The sequence below is a fragment of the Halarchaeum rubridurum genome (assembly GCF_014647115.1).
In the GTDB taxonomy this organism is placed as follows: Archaea; Halobacteriota; Halobacteria; order Halobacteriales; family Halobacteriaceae; genus Halarchaeum; species Halarchaeum rubridurum.
Genome location: NZ_BMOO01000005.1, coordinates 102,596 through 120,212 on the forward strand (window position 1 = coordinate 102,596; position 17,617 = coordinate 120,212).

The 17,617-nt window shown below is 68.1% G+C and carries 17 protein-coding genes and 1 tRNA gene; 13 read left to right on the forward strand and 5 right to left on the reverse strand.

The window, feature by feature from the left end:
* The first annotated feature begins 35 nt into the window (after positions 1-35).
* The 3 genes from mre11 to IEX84_RS11290 are packed head-to-tail and all read left to right on the forward strand — an operon-like array spanning position 36 to position 4,546.
* Positions 36-1,481, forward strand: a complete 1,446-nt coding sequence (gene mre11 / locus IEX84_RS11280) for a DNA double-strand break repair protein Mre11 (protein ID WP_188872685.1) — start codon at positions 36-38, stop codon at positions 1,479-1,481.
* Entirely contained in the window at positions 1,478-4,162 is a 2,685-nt protein-coding gene (gene rad50, locus IEX84_RS11285) for a DNA double-strand break repair ATPase Rad50 (protein ID WP_188872686.1), read from the forward strand. The genes mre11 and rad50 overlap by 4 nt, the downstream gene beginning before the upstream one ends.
* Before the next feature lie 45 nt (positions 4,163-4,207).
* Positions 4,208-4,546 (forward strand): hypothetical protein, encoded by a 339-nt coding sequence (locus IEX84_RS11290; RefSeq protein WP_188872687.1) that lies wholly within the window; start codon positions 4,208-4,210, stop codon positions 4,544-4,546.
* On the opposite strand, the gene IEX84_RS11295 is transcribed toward IEX84_RS11290, so the two are convergent.
* The 3 genes from IEX84_RS11295 to IEX84_RS11305 all read right to left on the reverse strand — a co-directional run bounded on the left by IEX84_RS11295 (position 4,525) and on the right by IEX84_RS11305 (position 5,631).
* Positions 4,525-4,965 carry a DUF7346 family protein gene (locus IEX84_RS11295; RefSeq protein ID WP_188872688.1) on the reverse strand — a complete coding sequence of 147 codons (441 nt, stop codon included), beginning with the start codon at positions 4,963-4,965 and terminating at the stop codon, positions 4,525-4,527. The two genes, IEX84_RS11290 and IEX84_RS11295, sit on opposite strands and share 22 nt — an antisense overlap.
* Positions 4,966-5,067: 102 nt before the next feature.
* A complete protein-coding gene (locus IEX84_RS11300; RefSeq protein WP_188872689.1) occupies positions 5,068-5,397 on the reverse strand; it encodes a DUF7322 domain-containing protein in 330 nt (109 codons plus the stop codon).
* 39 nt (positions 5,398-5,436) lie between these two features.
* The gene (locus tag IEX84_RS11305) at positions 5,437-5,631 is read right to left on the reverse strand and encodes a DUF7331 family protein (protein WP_188872690.1); all 195 of its coding nucleotides are present in this window, start codon (positions 5,629-5,631) and stop codon (positions 5,437-5,439) included.
* A 152-nt stretch (positions 5,632-5,783) separates the two neighbouring features.
* On the opposite strand from IEX84_RS11305, the gene IEX84_RS11310 reads away from it, so the two are divergent.
* The 10 genes from IEX84_RS11310 to IEX84_RS11350 all read left to right on the forward strand — a co-directional run bounded on the left by IEX84_RS11310 (position 5,784) and on the right by IEX84_RS11350 (position 16,245).
* Complete coding sequence (locus tag IEX84_RS11310; protein WP_188872691.1) at positions 5,784-9,743, forward strand: DNA polymerase domain-containing protein; 3,960 nt, start codon at positions 5,784-5,786, stop codon at positions 9,741-9,743.
* Between the two features lie 127 nt (positions 9,744-9,870).
* The gene (locus IEX84_RS11315; protein WP_188872692.1) at positions 9,871-10,782 is read left to right on the forward strand and encodes an ABC transporter ATP-binding protein; all 912 of its coding nucleotides are present in this window, start codon (positions 9,871-9,873) and stop codon (positions 10,780-10,782) included.
* A 12-nt stretch (positions 10,783-10,794) separates the two neighbouring features.
* A complete protein-coding gene (sufB, locus tag IEX84_RS11320; RefSeq protein WP_188872693.1) occupies positions 10,795-12,222 on the forward strand; it encodes a Fe-S cluster assembly protein SufB in 1,428 nt (475 codons plus the stop codon).
* Position 12,223: 1 nt separating this feature from the next.
* Positions 12,224-13,450, forward strand: coding sequence for a Fe-S cluster assembly protein SufD (gene sufD, locus IEX84_RS11325; protein WP_188872694.1), 1,227 nt, complete (start codon positions 12,224-12,226; stop codon positions 13,448-13,450).
* A gap of 119 nt (positions 13,451-13,569) precedes the next feature.
* Positions 13,570-14,061: a ferritin-like domain-containing protein gene (locus IEX84_RS11330; RefSeq protein WP_188872695.1), complete on the forward strand. Its 492-nt coding sequence runs from the start codon at positions 13,570-13,572 to the stop codon at positions 14,059-14,061.
* 28 nt (positions 14,062-14,089) lie between these two features.
* Positions 14,090-14,530: a metal-dependent transcriptional regulator gene (locus tag IEX84_RS11335; protein ID WP_188872696.1), complete on the forward strand. Its 441-nt coding sequence runs from the start codon at positions 14,090-14,092 to the stop codon at positions 14,528-14,530.
* Positions 14,531-14,612: 82 nt separating this feature from the next.
* A tRNA-Gln gene (locus IEX84_RS11340) sits at positions 14,613-14,685 on the forward strand.
* Positions 14,686-14,877: 192 nt separating this feature from the next.
* Complete coding sequence (locus tag IEX84_RS14765) at positions 14,878-15,006, forward strand: hypothetical protein (RefSeq protein ID WP_268237660.1); 129 nt, start codon at positions 14,878-14,880, stop codon at positions 15,004-15,006.
* A 48-nt stretch (positions 15,007-15,054) separates the two neighbouring features.
* Complete coding sequence (locus IEX84_RS11345) at positions 15,055-15,390, forward strand: hypothetical protein (RefSeq protein ID WP_188872697.1); 336 nt, start codon at positions 15,055-15,057, stop codon at positions 15,388-15,390.
* Between the two features lie 108 nt (positions 15,391-15,498).
* A complete protein-coding gene (locus tag IEX84_RS11350; protein WP_229732366.1) occupies positions 15,499-16,245 on the forward strand; it encodes an HD domain-containing protein in 747 nt (248 codons plus the stop codon).
* Here the strand turns inward: IEX84_RS11350 and IEX84_RS11355 are convergent.
* Together IEX84_RS11355 and IEX84_RS11360 are read right to left on the reverse strand one after the other, a co-directional pair.
* Complete coding sequence (locus IEX84_RS11355; protein WP_188872698.1) at positions 16,242-16,862, reverse strand: LysE family translocator; 621 nt, start codon at positions 16,860-16,862, stop codon at positions 16,242-16,244. The genes IEX84_RS11350 and IEX84_RS11355 overlap by 4 nt on opposite strands.
* Positions 16,863-16,934: 72 nt before the next feature.
* Positions 16,935-17,606 (reverse strand): metal-dependent transcriptional regulator, encoded by a 672-nt coding sequence (locus tag IEX84_RS11360; RefSeq protein WP_188872908.1) that lies wholly within the window; start codon positions 17,604-17,606, stop codon positions 16,935-16,937.
* Positions 17,607-17,617 lie beyond the last annotated feature (11 nt).

Sequence of the window (17,617 nt, forward strand, 5' to 3'; positions counted from 1 at the left end):
CTGCATACTTACGCCCGAACGGGCAACTGTGGGGTATGACGAAGGTGATCCACACGGGGGACACCCATTTGGGGTATCGCCAGTATCACTCCCCCGAGCGCCGAGCGGACTTCCTCGACGCCTTCCGGCAGGTCGTCGAGGACGCCGTCGCGGACGACGTCGACGCCGTCGTCCACGCGGGCGACCTCTACCACGACCGCACGCCCGGCCTCGAAGACCTCATGGGCACCATCGAGGTCCTGCGGCCGCTCGCCGACGCCGACATCCCCTTCCTCGCCGTCGTCGGCAACCACGAGGGCACCCGCCACGCCCAGTGGCTCGACCTCTTCGAGACGCTCGGGCTCGCCGAACGCCTCGACTTCGAGGGGCGACGCGTCGGCGACACCGTCTTCTACGGCCTCGACTACGTCCCCGAGTCCAAGCGCGACGCCCTCGACTACGACTTCGCGGAGCACGACGCCGCCCACGCCGCGCTCGTCTCCCACGGGCTCTTCCAGCCCTTCCCCCACGGCGACTGGGACCTGGAGACAGTCCTCGCCGAGTCGAACGTGGCCTTCGACGCCGTCCTCCTCGGCGACGACCACACGCCCGACACCGTCCGGCTCGACGGGACGTGGGCGACCTACTGCGGGTCGACGGAGCGCGCGAGCGCGAGCGAACGCGACCCCCGCGGGTACAACCTCGTCACGTTCGCCGCAGGCGACGCCGAGGGGGCGCCTGACGAACGAACGGGAGCCGAGGCGTCGCCGAACGCCACCGGCGAGGGCGTGACTATCAGCCGCCGGGGGCTCGACACGCGCGACTTCGTCTTCGTCGACCTCGAACTCGGGGAGTCCGAGGGCGAGGAGCGCGTCCGCCGACGCCTCCGCGAGGAGGCTATCGAGGACGCCGTCGTCGTCGTCACCATCGAGGGCGCGGGCGGGGAGGTGACGCCCGCGGACGTCGAGCGCTTCGGCGACGAGCGCGGCGCGTTGATCACGCGCGTCAACGACCGCCGGGAGGTCGACGTCGAGACGGAGTACGACGTCTCCTTCGCCGACCCGGACGAGGCCGTCCGCGAGCGCGTCCGCGCCCTCGGGCTGAGCGAGGCCGCCCGGGGCATCGACGCGGCCGTCCGCGAAGGGTCCATCGCGGACTCGAACGTCCGCGACGAGGTGAAGGACCGAATCGAGGACGTCGTCGAGGAGGGCGACCTCGCGGTGTTCGAGGCGGCTGCGGACGATGACGACGACGACGACGCGGACGACACAGGCGACGACGGCGACGCGAACGACGCGGGCGACGACGGCGACGCGAACGACGCGGGCGACGACGGCGACGCCAACGACACGGGCGACGACGGCGACGCCAACGACACGGCGGACGATGACGACGGCGACGCGCCGCCGGAGGCGTCGACCGAAGAAGTCGCGGCCGACGGCCCGGCTGCTGCCGACGCGCCGACCGACACCGAGACGACGACGATGGAGGACTACCTGTGAGGGTTGATCGCATCCGCCTCCGCAACTTCAAGTGCTACGAGGACGCCGACGTCTCGCTCGGCTCCGGCGTCACGGTCATCCACGGGCTCAACGGGAGCGGGAAGTCCTCGCTCCTGGAGGCCTGTTTCTTCGCGCTCTACGGCGCGACGCCGCTCGAACGCACGCTCGACGAGGTCGTCACCATCGGCGCTGAGGAGGCCGAAGTCGACCTCTGGTTCACGCACGCGGGGGCGTCCTTCCACCTCTATCGGCGCGTCCGTCACACAGGCGAGCGGGCGAGCACGGCGGACTGCACGCTTGAGACGCCGGACGACACGATCGAGGGCGCGCGCGACGTCCGCGACTACGTCGTGGACCTCCTGCGGATGGACGCGGACGCGTTCGTCAACTGCGCGTACGTCCGGCAGGGCGAGGTGAACAAGCTCATCAACGCCTCGCCGGGCGAGCGACAGGACATGATCGACGACCTGCTGCAACTCGGGAAGTTGGAGGACTACCGCCAGCGCGCCGAGCAGGCCCGCCGCGGCGTGCAGGCCGTCCGGGACGCCCGCGCGGAGCGTCTCGACGCCCTCGACGAGCAGGTCGCGGAGTACGAGGCCCGCGACCTCCACGCCGAACTGAACGAGCGCGAGACGGAGCTCTCCGAGATCGAGGACGAGATCGAGGACTTCGAGGCGAACCGCGAGCAGGCGGCGGAGACGGAGGCCGAGGCCGAGCGCGTCATCGAGGAGTACGCGGACAAACGCGCCGAACTCGACGACGTGACGGAGACCGTCTCGGAGCTCAAAGCGCAGATCGCGGAGACGGAGCGCGAACGCGAGGACCTCGCCGACGCCGTCACCGAGGCCCGCGAGCGCGTCGAGACGCTCGACGACCGGATCGCCGACCTGCTCGCCGAGACCGACCTCGACGCGACGCCCGAGACGGTGGACGTCGAGGCGGTGCGCGAGCGCCGCGCGGCCGTCGCCGAGGAACGCGACGACGTCCAGGACGAGCACGGCGACTGCCGGACGACGATCCAGACGCACGCGAGCGAGGCCGAGTCGAAGCGCGAGCGCGCCGCCGAACTCGCCGAGCGCGCCGAGAACGACCGCGAGCGCGCCGCCGAACTCGACGGCGAGGCCCGCGAGGCCGCGGAGAAGGTCGCCGAAGCCGACGCCCGGATCGACGCCATCGACGCCGACATCGAGGCGACGCGCGAGGCGTTCGCCGACGCGCCCGTCGACGTCGGCGGGGCCGAGTCGTACCGCGAGTCGGTCCGCGCGGACCTCGACGACGTCCGCGAACGCGAGTCCGACGTGAAGGGCGATCTGCAGGCCGCGCGCGCGGCGGTCGAGGAGGCCGAGGCGCTTCGCGAGGCCGGGAAATGCCCGGAGTGCGGCCAGCCGGTCGAGGGGTCGCCGCACGTCGACGCGCTCTCGGAGCGCCGCGACGCGGTCGCGTCGCTCGAAGCCGACCTCGACGCCGTCCGCGAGGAGAAGGCAGACCTCGAAGCCGACCTCGAACGCGCGAACGACCTCGTGAACGCCGAGAGCGAGATCGAGACGCTCTCCGAGCGCCGCGCGGACGTCGTCGAACTCCGCGACGGCCACGCGGACGCCGTCGAGTCGAAGCGCGCGGAGGCCGAGTCGAAGCGCGAGGAGGCCGCGGCGCTGGAGGGGCGCGCTGAGGACGCCCGCGAGGCGGCCGCGGAGGCCGACGCGGCGGCCGACGACGCCCGCGAACGCCTCGGCGAACTGAACGGCCGGATCGCCGAGCTGAAGGCGCGGCTCGAAACGCTCGACGACCTCGCGGACGCGCTCGCCGACCGTGAGAGCGCCGCGAGCGACCTCGACGGCGCGCGCGAGCGCCGCGCGGACCTCGAAGCGCTGAACGACGAGCGCCGCGAGCGCCTCGCGGAGGCCCGCGAGCGCAAACGCGACCTCGAAGCCGAGTTCGACGAGGACCGGCTCGCGGAGGCGCGCACGGAGCGCGACCGGGCGTCGGAGTACCTCGACCAGGTCGAGGCGAAACTCGACGAACTGGCCGAGCGCCGCGACGACGTGCGCGACCGGATCGCCGGCCTGAAGAAGGACGTCTCGACTCTCGAAGACCTCCGCGAGCAACGCGCCGACGTGCGGGAACGCGTCGACGCCCTCGACGACCTCGTCGCGGAGACCGAGGAGCTGGAGGCGATGTACGGCGACCTCCGCGCGGAGCTCCGACAGCGGAACGTCGAGAAGCTCGAACGCCTCCTGAACGAGACGTTCGACCTCGTCTACGGCAACGACTCCTACGCCCGCCTCGAACTCGACGGGAACTACGAACTCACCGTCTACCAGAAGGACGGCGAGGAGCTCCGACCCGACCAGCTCTCGGGCGGCGAGCGCGCGCTGTTCAACCTCTCGCTGCGCTGTGCGGTCTACCGGCTGCTCGCGGAGGGCATCGAGGGCTCCGCGCCCCTGCCGCCGCTCATCCTCGACGAACCGACGGTCTTCCTCGACTCGGGGCACGTCTCGCGGCTCGTCGACCTCGTGGAGTCGATGCGCGACCTCGGCGTCGAGCAGATCCTCGTCGTCAGCCACGACGACGAACTCGTCGGGGCCGCGGACGACCTCCTGCACGTCGAGAAGGACGCGACGTCGAACCGCTCGCACGTCTCCAGCGGCGTCGAGGCCGAGGCCGCCGCGACGCTGGATTGACGAGGACGGGGAACGCTTTTTCCGGTCGGTTCGTCACGTCGACGTGTGACCGATACGCCCTCCCGCGCGTTCATCGCCGTCTCCCTCCTCGGGTTCGCCTGCATCGTCGCGGACGCCGCCCTCGACGTCGGAGTTCCGCTCGGCGTCGCCGGCGGCCTCCTGATCCCCGCGGGCACGTTCGCTCTCGCGTGGTGGAACAGGGCGAACGCCGACCGCGGCTACGCGCTCGTTGTGACAGGGTCCGCGCTCTGCCTGCTCGGATCGTACGCGTCCGACCTCCTCGATGGGCAGGCCGAACCGTTCGTCGCCGCCGCGCTCACGCTCCTCGGGCTCGGCTGTGTCGGCGTCGGTGCTCGCACCTACTACGCCGAGTCGGGCGACTGATCGAGGAGCGACCCGACGCCCGCCTCGCCCTCGTCGGTGAGTTCGTAGCCGCGCTCGCCGTACACCTCCGTCTCGGCGACGAGCCCGGCGGCGCGGAACTCCGTGAAGAGCCCGTGGACGTCGCTCTCGCAGAGGTCGTACTCCGAGAGGACCGTCCGGACGGGGAGCGCGCCGCGCTCGTGGAGCTCGCAGAGGAGGCCGAGCGCGCGCTCGCTTCGCGCGACGGTGAAGACGCGCCTCGTCGGCTCGGGGACGGCCGCCGCGGCGGCCTCCAGGGGGTCGACCCCGCCCACCGACTCCAGTTCGTCGGTGGGTAGGTGACGCTCCGCGCCCGTCTCCGGGTCGCGGACGCGGCTGCTCTCCGCCGACTCCTTCACGAGTAAGTAGGTGTCACCGTCGGCGTCGCGCACGGTTCGCATACGTGTCCCGTGGGCCCGCGCGGTGGTAGGCGTGTCGCCTCCCGCGTCGTGCGGTCGTCCGCGTCGCCGGCCGCCGTCTCTCACTCCGCGTCGTCGCCCCTCTCACTCGGCATCGCCGTTCGCATCGTCGGCCGGCTCGTCGTGCTCGCCGGCGTCGATGGCGCGCTGGACGCGCCGGTAGGTGACGAAGCCGTAGGCGAGGCCGGCGAAGCCGACGGCGGCGAGGCCGCCGCCGAGGAGGAGCCGCCCGCGGAAGTAGAGGAACATGAGACCGAGCGCCGCCGCGAGGATGGCGAGGTTGAAGACGACGACGAGGTAGACGAACTGGCGCTGAAGCGGGTCGCTCAGGTCGACGTCGGGGGACTCCTCGTCGGCCTCCGCGTCCTCGACGTCGCCGTCGTCGGCGCTCTCGGGCTTCAGCGAGTCGAACACGAACGGAGAAGCGACAGCGAGCGTAAAGAGCGTTGCTAGTTATCGCTGGTCGCCCAGCGGGACCGCGTGCGTCGCCTTCAGCCACGCGAGCGGGTTCTCCGAGTCGTAGAGTACGACCCCGTCGGTCGTGTCGTAGGTCTCGATACCGTCTCGGGGGTCGTCGCCTTCGGGGAGCTGGGGGACGTTGTTCCCGCGCTCGTCGTCCTGCGTGGCGTTGTCGGACACGTCGTTCACCTCTGACCTATGGTATGGAGTACCACGGTATATACCTTTCCCCCGTCCGGCGGTCGGTCGCCGCCGTCGTGTCTCCCGGTTCTGCCGGCCGCGCGGACGGCGCGACGCGCGAAGGCGCGGGCTTTTAGGAACGCGGGCGCAAGCAACGCACAATGAGTAACGCGAGTCTCTCCGACTTCTCCTCGGGGACGAACGACGGGGGCGGCGACGGCGACGGTGACGCGTCGGCCCCGCGGCCCGACGAGGAGGCGCGCTACGTCGCCGGCGACGACGACCCGGTCGTCAGCGAGGTGTTCGACGCCGAATCCGGCGCGCTCCCCGACGTCGACACCACCCTCGACCTGATGGTGACGCAGGTCGACTACACCGTCGAGGGCTCCGGCGAGCGCGAGCGGCCCGTCATCCACGTCTTCGGCCGGACGAGCGACGACGAGACCGAGCACGTCCGCGTCCACGGCTTCCGGCCGTACTTCTACGCGCCCACCGACTCGCTCACCGAGGACGACCTCGCAAAGGACGTCATCACCGGCCACGAGGAAGGCTACGAGTCGATTCGCGGGGACGCCCTCACGAAGATATTCGGGCGCACCCCGCGCGACGTCGGGACCATCCGCGACGAGTACGACCACTACGAGGCGGACATCCTCTTCCCGAACCGCTTCCTCATCGACAAGGACGTCAACAGCGGCGTCCGCGTGCCCGCCCGCCGCGCCGAGAGCGACGGCGCGCTCGTCGTCCGCCACGACGAGGTCGAGGCCGTCGAAGCCGAGGCCGACCTCCGCGTCAACACCTTCGACATCGAGGTCGACGACCGCAACGGCTTCCCCGAGGAGGGCGAGGAGCCCATCGTCTGTCTCTCCAGCCACGACAGCTACCGCGACGAGTATATCGCGTGGCTCTACGACGCCCCCGAGGGCGACGCGCCCGCCCCCGACGCCCTCGCCGACTACGACCTGCTCGACGACGCCGCGGACGCGACCCTCGACGTCCGCGTCTTCGAGACCGAGGAGGCGATGCTCGACGCCTTCCTCGCGTACGTCGAGGAGACCGACCCGGACGTCCTCTCCGGGTGGAACTTCGACGACTTCGACGCCCCCTACTTCATCGACCGCCTCGACGCCCTCGACGGCGGGACCGAGCGGAACCTCTCCTACCACCGCCTCTCGCGCGTGAACGAGGTCTGGCGCTCCGACTGGCAGGGCCCGAACGTCAAAGGGAGAGTGGTCTTCGACCTCCTCTACGCCTACCAGCGCACGCAGTTCTCCGAGCTCGACTCCTACCGACTCGACGCGGTCGGCGAGCAGGAGCTCGGCGTCGGCAAGGAGCGCTACGCGGGCGACATCGGCGACCTCTGGGAGGACGACCCCGAACGCCTCCTGGAGTACAACCTCCGCGACGTCGAACTCTGCGTCGAGATCGACAACAAACAGGACGTCATCTCCTTCTGGGAGGAGGTCTCGACCTTCGTCGGCTGTAAGCTGGAGGACGCGACGACGCCCGGCGACGCCGTCGACGTCTACGTCCTCCACAAGGCCCACGGACGCTTCGCGCTCCCCTCGAAGGGGCGACAGGAGTCGGAGGAGTACGAGGGCGGCGCCGTCTTCGACCCCATCACGGGCGTGAAGGAGAACGTGACGGTGCTCGACCTCAAGAGCCTCTACCCGATGTCGATGATGACCATCAACGCCTCCCCGGAGACGAAGGTCGACCCCGACGAGTACGCGGGCGACACCTTCCGCGCGCCCAACGGGACGCACTTCCGGGAGGAGCCCGACGGCATCATCCGCGAGATCATCGACGAAACGCTCACAGAGCGCGAGGAGAAGAAGGGCCTGCGCAACGACCACGACCCCGGCTCGAACGAGTACGAGCGCTACGACCGCCAGCAGGCCGCCGTGAAGGTCATCATGAACTGTTTCACGCCGGACACGGACGTCCTGACGCCGGAGGGCGTGCGGAACATCCGCGACCTCGACGTCGGCGACGTCGTCTACTCGCTCGACCCGGAGACGATGCGGATGGAGGAGAAGCCGGTCGTCGAGACGCACGCGTACCCCGACTACCGAGGCGACCTCGTCGACATCGAGACGAGCAAGACCGACTTCCGCGTCACGCCGAACCACCGGATGCTCGTCCGGAAGGACGACACGAACGGTGCGTCGTGGGACGACTTCCGCTTCGTCGAGGCGGGGGACTTGAACGACGCGTCGCACTACGAGATGCCCCACGACTGGTCGATGGACCACGGCGACCCCATCGACGAGATCGACCTCACCGAGTACGTCGACGGCGACTACGAGGTGTGGGTCCGGCCCGACGTCCACGGGAGGACGTTCACGTCCGAACTCGGCTGGACGCCGCGGCGCGTCCCGAAAGCCGACGTCGGGCAGGTCGGCTACGTCTTCACGGCCGAGGAGTTCGAGGAGCACCGCGAGTACGTCGAGTCGGTCTGCGAGACGAGCTTCGTCCACCGCGAGTCCGGTCGGAAGTGGGTCCCCCGAACGTACGACGGCGACGACTTCCTCGACCTGCTCGCGTGGTACGTCACCGAGGGGTCTGTGTACACGTCCGAGGACAAGCAGTTCGGAGAGAACTTCCGCGGGTCCGCGACGACGATCCAGATCGCGCAGAACGCCGTCGCGGACGGTGGCGATACGGACGACCACGCGACCATCGGTGCGCTCCTCGACCGGATGGGGTTCGACTACTACGTCGACGAGAAGGGCTATCAGTTCACTTCGAAACTCCTCGGGGACTTCCTCGAAGCGTTGTGCGGCGAGGACAGCTTCGAGAAACGGATTCCCGAGTTCGTCTTCGACGCGAGCGAGGCGCAGAAGCGGCGCTTCCTCGACGCGCTCGTCGCCGGCGACGGCGACCGGCAGGTGAACTCGTGGCGCTACACGACGTCGAGCGACGGACTCCGCGACGACGTCCTCCGTCTGTGTGCGCATCTCGGCGAGACGGCGAGCTACAACCGCGACAGCGGCTCGTGGCGGGTCTTCTGCACCGAGGGGGCGAAGAACTCGTTCCGGATGCACCGGAGCGGCGGGACGAGCACCGCCGACGACGGCGTCTACTGCGTCACCGTCGAGGACAACCACACGCTCCTCGCCGGCCGGAACGGGACGTTCCAGTTCGTCGGTCAATCCCTCTACGGCGTCCTCGGCTGGGAGCGCTTCCGGCTCTACGACAAGGAGATGGGCGCCGCCGTCACCGCGACGGGCCGCGAAGTCATCGAGTTCACCGAGGAGGCCGCCAACGAAAAAGACAAATATGTGATATATGGAGACACTGACAGCGTTATGTTAGAACTCGGAGGTGATGTGTCGAAGGACGAGGCCGTCGAGCAGTCCTTCGACCTCGCCGAGTACATCAACGACCGCTACGACGTCTTCGCACTCGAAGAGCTCGACGCGGCCGTCCATCACTTCCAGATCGAGTTCGAGAAGCTATACAGGAGATTCTTCCAGGCGGGCAAGAAGAAGCGCTACGCGGGCCACATCGTCTGGAAGGAGGGGAAGGACGTCGACGACATCGACATCACGGGCTTCGAGTACAAGCGAAGCGACATCGCGCCGATCACGAAGGACGTGCAAAAGGACGTCATCGACATGATCGTCCACGGCGAGGACACCGACGCGGTGAAGGAGTACGTCCACGGCGTCGTGGAGGACTTCCGGAGCGGCGACGTCGACCTCGACGACGTCGGTATCCCGGGGGGCATCGGGAAGCGCCTCGACAACTACGACACGGACACCGCGCAGGTCCGCGGCGCGAAGTACGCGAACCTCCTGTTGGGGACGAACTTCCAGCGGGGGTCGAAACCCAAGCGACTCTACTTGGAGAAGGTCCACCCCGAGTTCTTCCGGGAGCTGGAGGAGGAGAACCCGAAGCTCGTCGAGGACCCCCTCTACATCGAGTTCAAGCGCGACCCGGACGTCATCTGCTACGAGTACGCGGACCAGATTCCCGAGGCCTTCGAGGTGGACTGGGAGACGATGCTGGAGAAGACGCTGAAAGGGCCCATCGAACGCATCACGGAGGCCCTCGGCGTCTCGTGGGACGAGGTCGAGAGCGGGCAGACCCAGACCGGCCTCGGGAGCTACATGTGACCTGCGGGCGTTTCGCGTGCCGACGGTTCACGTAACCGAAAAGAGTTTTTCCGGTCCGGGAAATCGAGGGGGTTGGTTCCGAAACGTTAATCCCGCGCGCGTGCGTTTATTCGAGACGACCCAACCAATGGCCACGATCGAGCTCAAGAACGTTCACGCGGAAGTCGCCGAGGGGGACGAACAGATCCTCCACGGCGTCGATCTGGAGGTCGAATCCGGCGAGATTCACGCCCTGATGGGCCCCAACGGGAGTGGGAAGTCCACCACGTCGAAGGTCATCGCGGGCCACCCGGCCTACCAGGTGACCGAGGGCGAGATTCTCCTCCACCTCGAAGCCGACGATTTCGACGGCATCGAGGAAATCCCCGAGGACGCCCGTACGTGGGACCTCCTCGACCTGGAACCGAACGAGCGCGCGGCGCTCGGCGTCTTCCTCGCCTTCCAGTACCCGGCGGAGATCGAGGGCGTCACGATGACGAACTTCCTCCGCACGGCCCTCAACGCGAAGATCGAGGAGCGCGACGAGCTCCTCTTCGGTGAGGACGAGGAGGACGAAGCGGGGGAGGACGAAGCGGGCTACGACACCTCCCCGATGGAGGGGAACGTCGACGACGGCGAGGTCGGCGTCGCCGAGTTCCAGCAGCTCCTCAAGGAGAAGATGGAGCTCCTCGACATGGACGAGAAGTTCGCGCAGCGCTACCTCAACGCCGGCTTCTCCGGCGGTGAGAAGAAACAGAACGAGGTCCTGCAGGCGGCCATCCTCGAACCCACCATCGCGGTGCTCGACGAGATCGACTCCGGTCTCGACATCGACCGCCTCCAGGACGTCGCGGACGGCATCAACGCCCTCCGCGACGAGCAGGGCACCGGCGTCCTGCAGATCACGCACTACCAGCGCATCCTCGACTACGTCGAACCCGACACCGTCCACATCATGCTCGACGGCGAGATCGTGAAGGAGGGCGGTCCCGAGCTCGCAGCCGAGCTCGAGGACAAGGGGTACGACTGGGTGCGCGAACAGGTCTACAACGCGGCTTAAACTACACACGTAATGAGTTCAGAAGAGAACCTACAGGAGACGGACACCGAGGCGCGCTTCGAGTTCAAGAAAGAGGAGCACTCGGCGTTCGAGTCCGGGAAGGGCCTCACCGAGGAGACGATCCGACTGATCTCCGAGGACAAGGACGAGCCCGACTGGATGCTCGAGCGCCGTCTGCGCGCGCTGGAGCAGTACCAGAAGATGCCGATGCCGACGGATTGGCCGGGCCAGCCCGACCTCTCCGAGCTCGACGTCGAGGAGATCGTTCCCTACATCCGCCCCGACGTCGAGACGCGCGGCGGCGCGGAGAACTGGGAGGACCTCCCGGACGAGATTCAGGACACCTTCGAGAAGCTCGGTATCCCGGAGGCGGAGCGCGAGGCGCTCAGCGGCGTCGGCGCGCAGTACGAGTCCGAGGTCGTCTACCAGAACATGCAGGAGCGCTGGGAGGAGAAGGGCGTCATCTTCTGCAACATGGACGAGGCCGTCCAGGAGCACGAGGACCTCGTCAAGGAGCACTTCATGACGAACTGCGTGCCCGCCTCCGACAACAAGTTCGCGGCGCTCCACGGCGCGGTCTGGAGCGGTGGCTCCTTCGTCTACATCCCCGAGGACGTCACGGTCGAGATGCCGGTGCAGGCCTACTTCCGGATGAACTCGGAGGGGATGGGCCAGTTCGAGCACACGCTCATCATCGCCGAGCCCGGCAGCGAGGTCCACTACATCGAGGGCTGTTCGGCCCCGAAGTACGGCACCCACAACCTCCACAGCGGTGGCGTCGAGGTCTTCGTGAAGGAGGACGCCCACGTGCAGTACTCGACCGTCCAGAACTGGTCGAAGAACACGTTCAACCTCAACACGAAGCGCGCCATCGTCGAGGAGAACGGCACGATGGAGTGGGTCTCCGGCAGCATGGGCTCGAAGGCCACGATGCTCTACCCCTGCTCCATCCTGAAGGGCCGCGGCGCGACGGACAACCACATCACCATCGCCTTCGCGGGCGAGGGCCAGGACATCGACACCGGCGCGAAGGTCTACCACAACGCGCCCGACACGAAGTCCACCATCGAGTCGAAGTCCATCAGCAAGGACGGCGGCCGCACGAACTACCGCGGCCTCGTCCACATCGCGGACGGCGCGGAGGACTCCAGCACGTCCGTCGAGTGCGACGCGCTGATGTTCGACAACGAGTCCACCAGCGACACGATGCCGTACATGGAGATCAACGAGTCCAAAGTCGACGTCGCCCACGAGGCCACTGTGGGGAAGATCGGCGACGAGGACGTCTTCTACCTCCAGAGCCGCGGCCTCGACGACGACGACGCGAAGCAGATGATCGTCGCCGGCTTCATCGAGCCGATCACGGAGGAACTGCCCATCGAGTACGCGGTCGAACTCAACCGCCTCATCGAGCTCGAAATGGAGGGCTCGCTCGGGTAACATGAGCGGCGCAACACGGTTCCACGCCGGCATCGACGTGGAGACGGTCGAGCGCATCGCCGAGGAGCGCAACGAGCCGAAGTGGCTCCGCGCGAAGCGCCTCGAAGCCCTCGAGGCGCTCCCCGACCTCGACTACCCGGACGTCATCCAGACGCCCGGCCGGACGTGGACGAACCTCGACGACCTCGACTTCGAGGCGCTCGTTGAGCCGTTCGACCAGACGGAGGAGAAGGACTGGGTCGCGGACGACCAGGCGACCGTGGTGCCGTTCCACGAGGCGCTGAACGACGCGGACCTCGAGGAGCTCGTCCGCGAGCACTTCGGGTCGGTCGTCGACCCCGAGGAGAACCGGCTGACGGCGCTCTCCACCGCGCTCTTCACGACGGGGACGGTCATCTACGTCCCGTCGAACGTCGACGCCGAGGACGTGAAGATTCGGACGACGATGAACGGGCAGTCCCTGTTCAACTACACGCTCGTCGTCACCGAGCAGAACTCCTCGGTCACGATTCTCGAACGGCAGGACACCGGTGCCGACGCCGACGAGAGCGAGGAGCGCTACTACTCGGGCATCGTCGAGGTCGACGCGGGCGAGAACTCGTACGTCCAGTACGGCTCCCTGCAGGACTTCGATCAGTCCACCTACAACTACACGCTCAAGCGCGGCGTCACCGACACCTACTCCACGGTCAACTGGATCGAGGGCAACCTCGGGTCGCGCCTGACGAAGACCGAGGTGTCGACGCTCCTGGAGGGCGACTCCTCGGAGACGAAGATCGTCGGCGCGTTCTTCGGCCACGACGACCAGCACTTCGACCTCGACTCGAAGGTCTGGCACCGCGCCGAGCACACGACCGCGGACCTCGTGACGCGCGGCGTCATCGACGACGTGGCGCGCTCCGTCTACGAGGGCGTCCAGGACGTCGGCGAGGGCGCGTGGGACACGAACTCCTACCAGCGCGAGAACACGCTGATGCTCAGTGACGAGTCCGAGGCGGACGCGTCGCCGAAGCTCATCATCAACAACCACGACACCGAAGCGAGTCACTCCGCGACGGTCGGTCAGATAGACCAGGAGGACCTCTTCTACATGGAGGGGCGCGCGATTCCCGAGGGGACCGCGAAGAACATGCTCGTCGAGGGCTTCTTCGTCCCCGTCCTCGAGGAGGTCGAGGTCGACGAGCTCCGCGAGGACCTCGAAGAGCGGATTCACGAGCGTCTCCACTGACGCGGTCCGCCACGCTCCGTCTTCTCACCCCGTTTCGCGTCGCCGTCGGTGAAAGCGCTTAGGTACTCGCTCCACATAGGGTGGCGTATGCGACCGAACGCACGACACGAGGGAGGACCGTGAGCGTCGCGTCACGGGTCGACTCCGACGGTCAGCTCGCCCGTCTCCTCCAGATCGGGATCGTGCTGGAGGAGGTCGTGGAGGCGCGTGCGTACGAGCACTACCAGCGCCTCCCGGACGACGAGCGCGACGTGCGCATCGAGGAACTCCTGCAGGAGGCCCGCGAGGAGTCCGCCGACCACCGTGAACGCCTCGAAGCCATCGTTGATCGACTCGACGAGGACGAGGACGCGGCGGTCGACATCGCGCCGCTCGTCCGCGAGCAGTACGCCCGGACCGGCCCCGAGGACTTCGACGGCATCCTCTACGACCAACTGAACGGCGAGGAAACCGCGTACAAGTTCTACGACGACCTCATCGAGGCCATCGAGCGGAGCGAGACGTCGTTCAGTATCGACCGGGAATCGCTGCTCTCGACCCTGCGGGACATCCGCGAGACGGAGGCCGAGGGCGTCGAGGCAGTCGCCGAACTCATGGAGTCACGCACATGATACGCCACACGACGACGGAGGACGCATCGTGAACACCGCCGACCAGTACCTGAAGGCCGTCTTCCTCGTGCAGCAGATCGAGGACGGGCCGGCCTCGACGGGTGCGCTCGCCGACCGCCTCGGCGTCAGCCCCGCCTCCGCCAACGAGATGGTCGGGAAACTCGCCGAGAAGGACCTGCTCGTCCACGAGAAGTACAAGGGCGCGACGCTCACGGACGCCGGCGAGGAACGCGCGCGCGACGCGCTCGCCACGTACTGCGTCCTCGAACGCTTCCTCGCAAACGTCCTCGACGTCGAGGACTACCGGGGCGAGGCCGGCCAACTCGAGGCCGTCATCGACGAGACCGTCGCGGACCGCCTCGACATGATCATCGACCGCGAACCCGACTGCCCGGACTGCTTCGACGCCGAGGCCGACGCCTGCTCGCACCTCGTCGAACAGCTCGGCGAGGTCGGCGCCGGCGACTGAGCGGCCGGGCGGGATGGGGCGAGGGCCGTTCCGCCACCGAAGAGTAACCCCTTAGTAGCGCACGAGTACAGTATCCAAGTGCAGTCCCGTGGTGTAGCGGCCAATCATCTGGGCCTTTGGAGCCCAGGACGGCGGTTCGAATCCGCCCGGGACTATCTTCTCGCGAACGCAGGTGAGCGAGAGATATCTCCGGCAGATTCGACGCCCAGAGGACGAGGAGATTCGAGTCCTCGCGGTTCGAATCTGCCCGGGAAATCATATATTTTACATAAATCAGATGGCGTCGACGACCCGCGCGCGCGACGCGAACCGGGGCGGTTATGGCGTTCCCGTCTCTCCCTCCGGGTATGCATCCGCTTCGCGCCGCGTGGAAACTGCTCCGCACCGGGTTCGCTCTCGTCGGCGTCCTCGCAGTCGCGTTCGTCGTCCTCTCCTACGGCTGGAACGGCGAACCGCCCGAGCTCTCCCTGGAGTAGACGCGCCCGAGCGTAACGGTTTAGCGCGCGCCTCGCCTTCTCGTCTCCATGTCCGTCCTCTCCTCGATTCCGGACCGCCCCCTCACGACCACCGAAGTCGCCGCGTTGAACGACGCCGACGCCTTCGACCTCGTCGTCCCCGTCGAGCGCGAGGAGGCCGTGCGCGCCGACGACAACGAGCCCGTTGTCGTCACGGAGTCGCTCGTGCTCGCCGCCGCCGACTGGGTGAAGGGCGTCGTCCACGAGGACGACGGCTGGCGCGTCGTCGAGAGCGTCGCGGTCGAGGGCGACGACCGCACGGAGGCGATGCTGACCTGCGAGGCCGCCGTCGAGGACGCGCTCAAGCCCGGCGTGCGAGTCGAGACCGACGCGACGGACGCCTGAGACCGGCCGCGCGGGGGCGTCGACCCCTGCAAAAGGCTAAAGAGCGAAACAGGCGTCTATCGACGTAACAATGACAACGCGACACGACCCCCCGCCGGAGGTGAGGCGATGGGTGTCGAGATAAAGGAGTCCGCGCTCACCGCCGACGAACTCGCGTCGATGGAGGCCTTCGTCTACGACTACCTCAGCGCGAGCGTCGAGAACGAGGAGGACGGCGGCCGGATGCGCTGGTACCCGTGGCACTCCGCTGAGTACCGCTTCAACCACATCTGCAACGTCCGCGAGCTGGCGAGCACCATCGCGGAGCGCGAGGGCGCGGACGTCGACGTCGTGCGCGTCGCCGCGCTCTTCCACGACATCGCCAAACTCGACGCCGAGCAAGAGGTCCACGCCGAGGAGGGCGCGCGCGTCGCCCGCCAGTACCTCGAAACGCACGGCGACTATCCGCCGTCGTTCGTCGACCGCGTCTGTCGCGCCGTCGCCTCGCACTCGGAGACGGGCGACCTCGACTCGCTCGACCTGGAGAGTCGCTGTCTCGTTGAGGCGGACATGCTCGATAAGGTCGGCGCGAACGGCATCGCGTTGATGCTCCTCCGGATGGGCTACGAGGCGCGCACGCACATGGACGCGGCGGAGATGGTGACGCGCGTCCTCGAACGCGGCGAGGAAGCCCGGAGACGCGTCCACAGCGACGCCGCGGAGTCGATTGCCCACCAGCGGCTGAAGCGCGTCCGATGGTTCCGGGAGTGGTTGGACGCCGAGGTCCCGCGGATGGACCCCGAACAGGAGCGCGAACGCGAGCACGAGCGGGACCGGGAGTCGGATTCGGAATCCGACTCGAAGCCGGAGCGTTAGACGGCGTCGAGCAGGAACCACACGCCGAAGACGCAGAGCACGACGGCGCTCCCGTAGCCGACGACGCGTTCGAGCGTGTCGACGGCGTCACCCGCGACGCGCAGTAGTGCCGGAAAGCCCGCGATCCAGACGAGGATGCCGCAGAAGAACCCGCCCACGGTGAGCGCGCCGTTCGTCGCGCCGAAGGTGTGGCCGAAGGCGGTGACGGTCCCGGGGTCGAGGAGCGCGACGCCGGCGGTCAGCCACCAGATTATCTGCATCGGGTTCGTGAGCGCCGCGAGGAACGTCTTGCGAAAGCCCGCGCTCGCCTCGGTCTCCGCGGCACCCTCGCGCGCACTCTTCGCCGCCCCGTACGCGAAGTAGCAGAGAAGGAGGCCGCCGACGGCCTTCATCGCCGCCTGGAGCGTCGGCGCGTGTCTGATGAAGGCGACGACGCCGGCGTACGCGAGGACGAAGAAGCAGGCGTCTGCGGTCATCGCGCCGAGGCCGGCGCGGAACCCCGAGCGCCACCCGCGGGCGACCGACTCCTGCGCGATGAGGGCGTTCATCGGACCGGGTGGCGCGGCCAGCGAGAGGCCGAGCGCCACCCCGGCGACGAGTGACACGAGGCCGGACATACGGTGTACGGGGACGCGCCGCGCGAAAAAACCGTCGGAGGGCGCCGGGATGTACCGTCGTGCTTCCTGCTGTTACGCCGCCGCTTCGGCTCCGGGTTCGACGCGGATGCTCGCGGCGATGGACGTCGGGAGGTGGACGTCGTCGCCGTCGACGCGGACTCGCACCATGTCGATGGGGGTGACCTCGACGACGTCGAGCTCCGCGCCGGGTTCGATGCCGCGCTCGGCGAGGTAGGTGAGGTGGTCGTCGTCGCGGTCGCTGACGCGCGCGACGGTGACAGTGTCGCCCTCCGCGACGTCGGCGAGCGCCGCGGTGTCGTCGTCGGCGAGCGGCGCGAGTTCGGCGGTGGGAATCGGGTCGCCGTGCGGGTCGACCGCGGGTTCGCCGAGCGCGTCGGCGACGCGACGCTCGAACGCCTCGCTGATGTGGTGTTCGAGCGCGTCGGCCTCCTCGTGGACCTCACTCCAGTCGTAGTCGAGGTGCTCCGCGAGGTAGGATTCGAGGAGCCGGTGGTGGCGCAGCACTTCGAGGGCGACCGTCTCCCCCTCCGCGCTGAGCTCGACGCCCTTGTACTTCTCGCGGACGATGAGGTCGCGCTCGTCGAGTTTCTCCACCATGCTCGTCACCGTGGGCGGCGTCACGCCGAGGTACTCCGCGAGGTCGGACGTGCGGACCGGGGGCTCCTCTTCGCGCTGGAGGACGTATATCGCCTTCAGATAGTCTTCCATCACGTCGCTCAGCATCACTGGGCCGA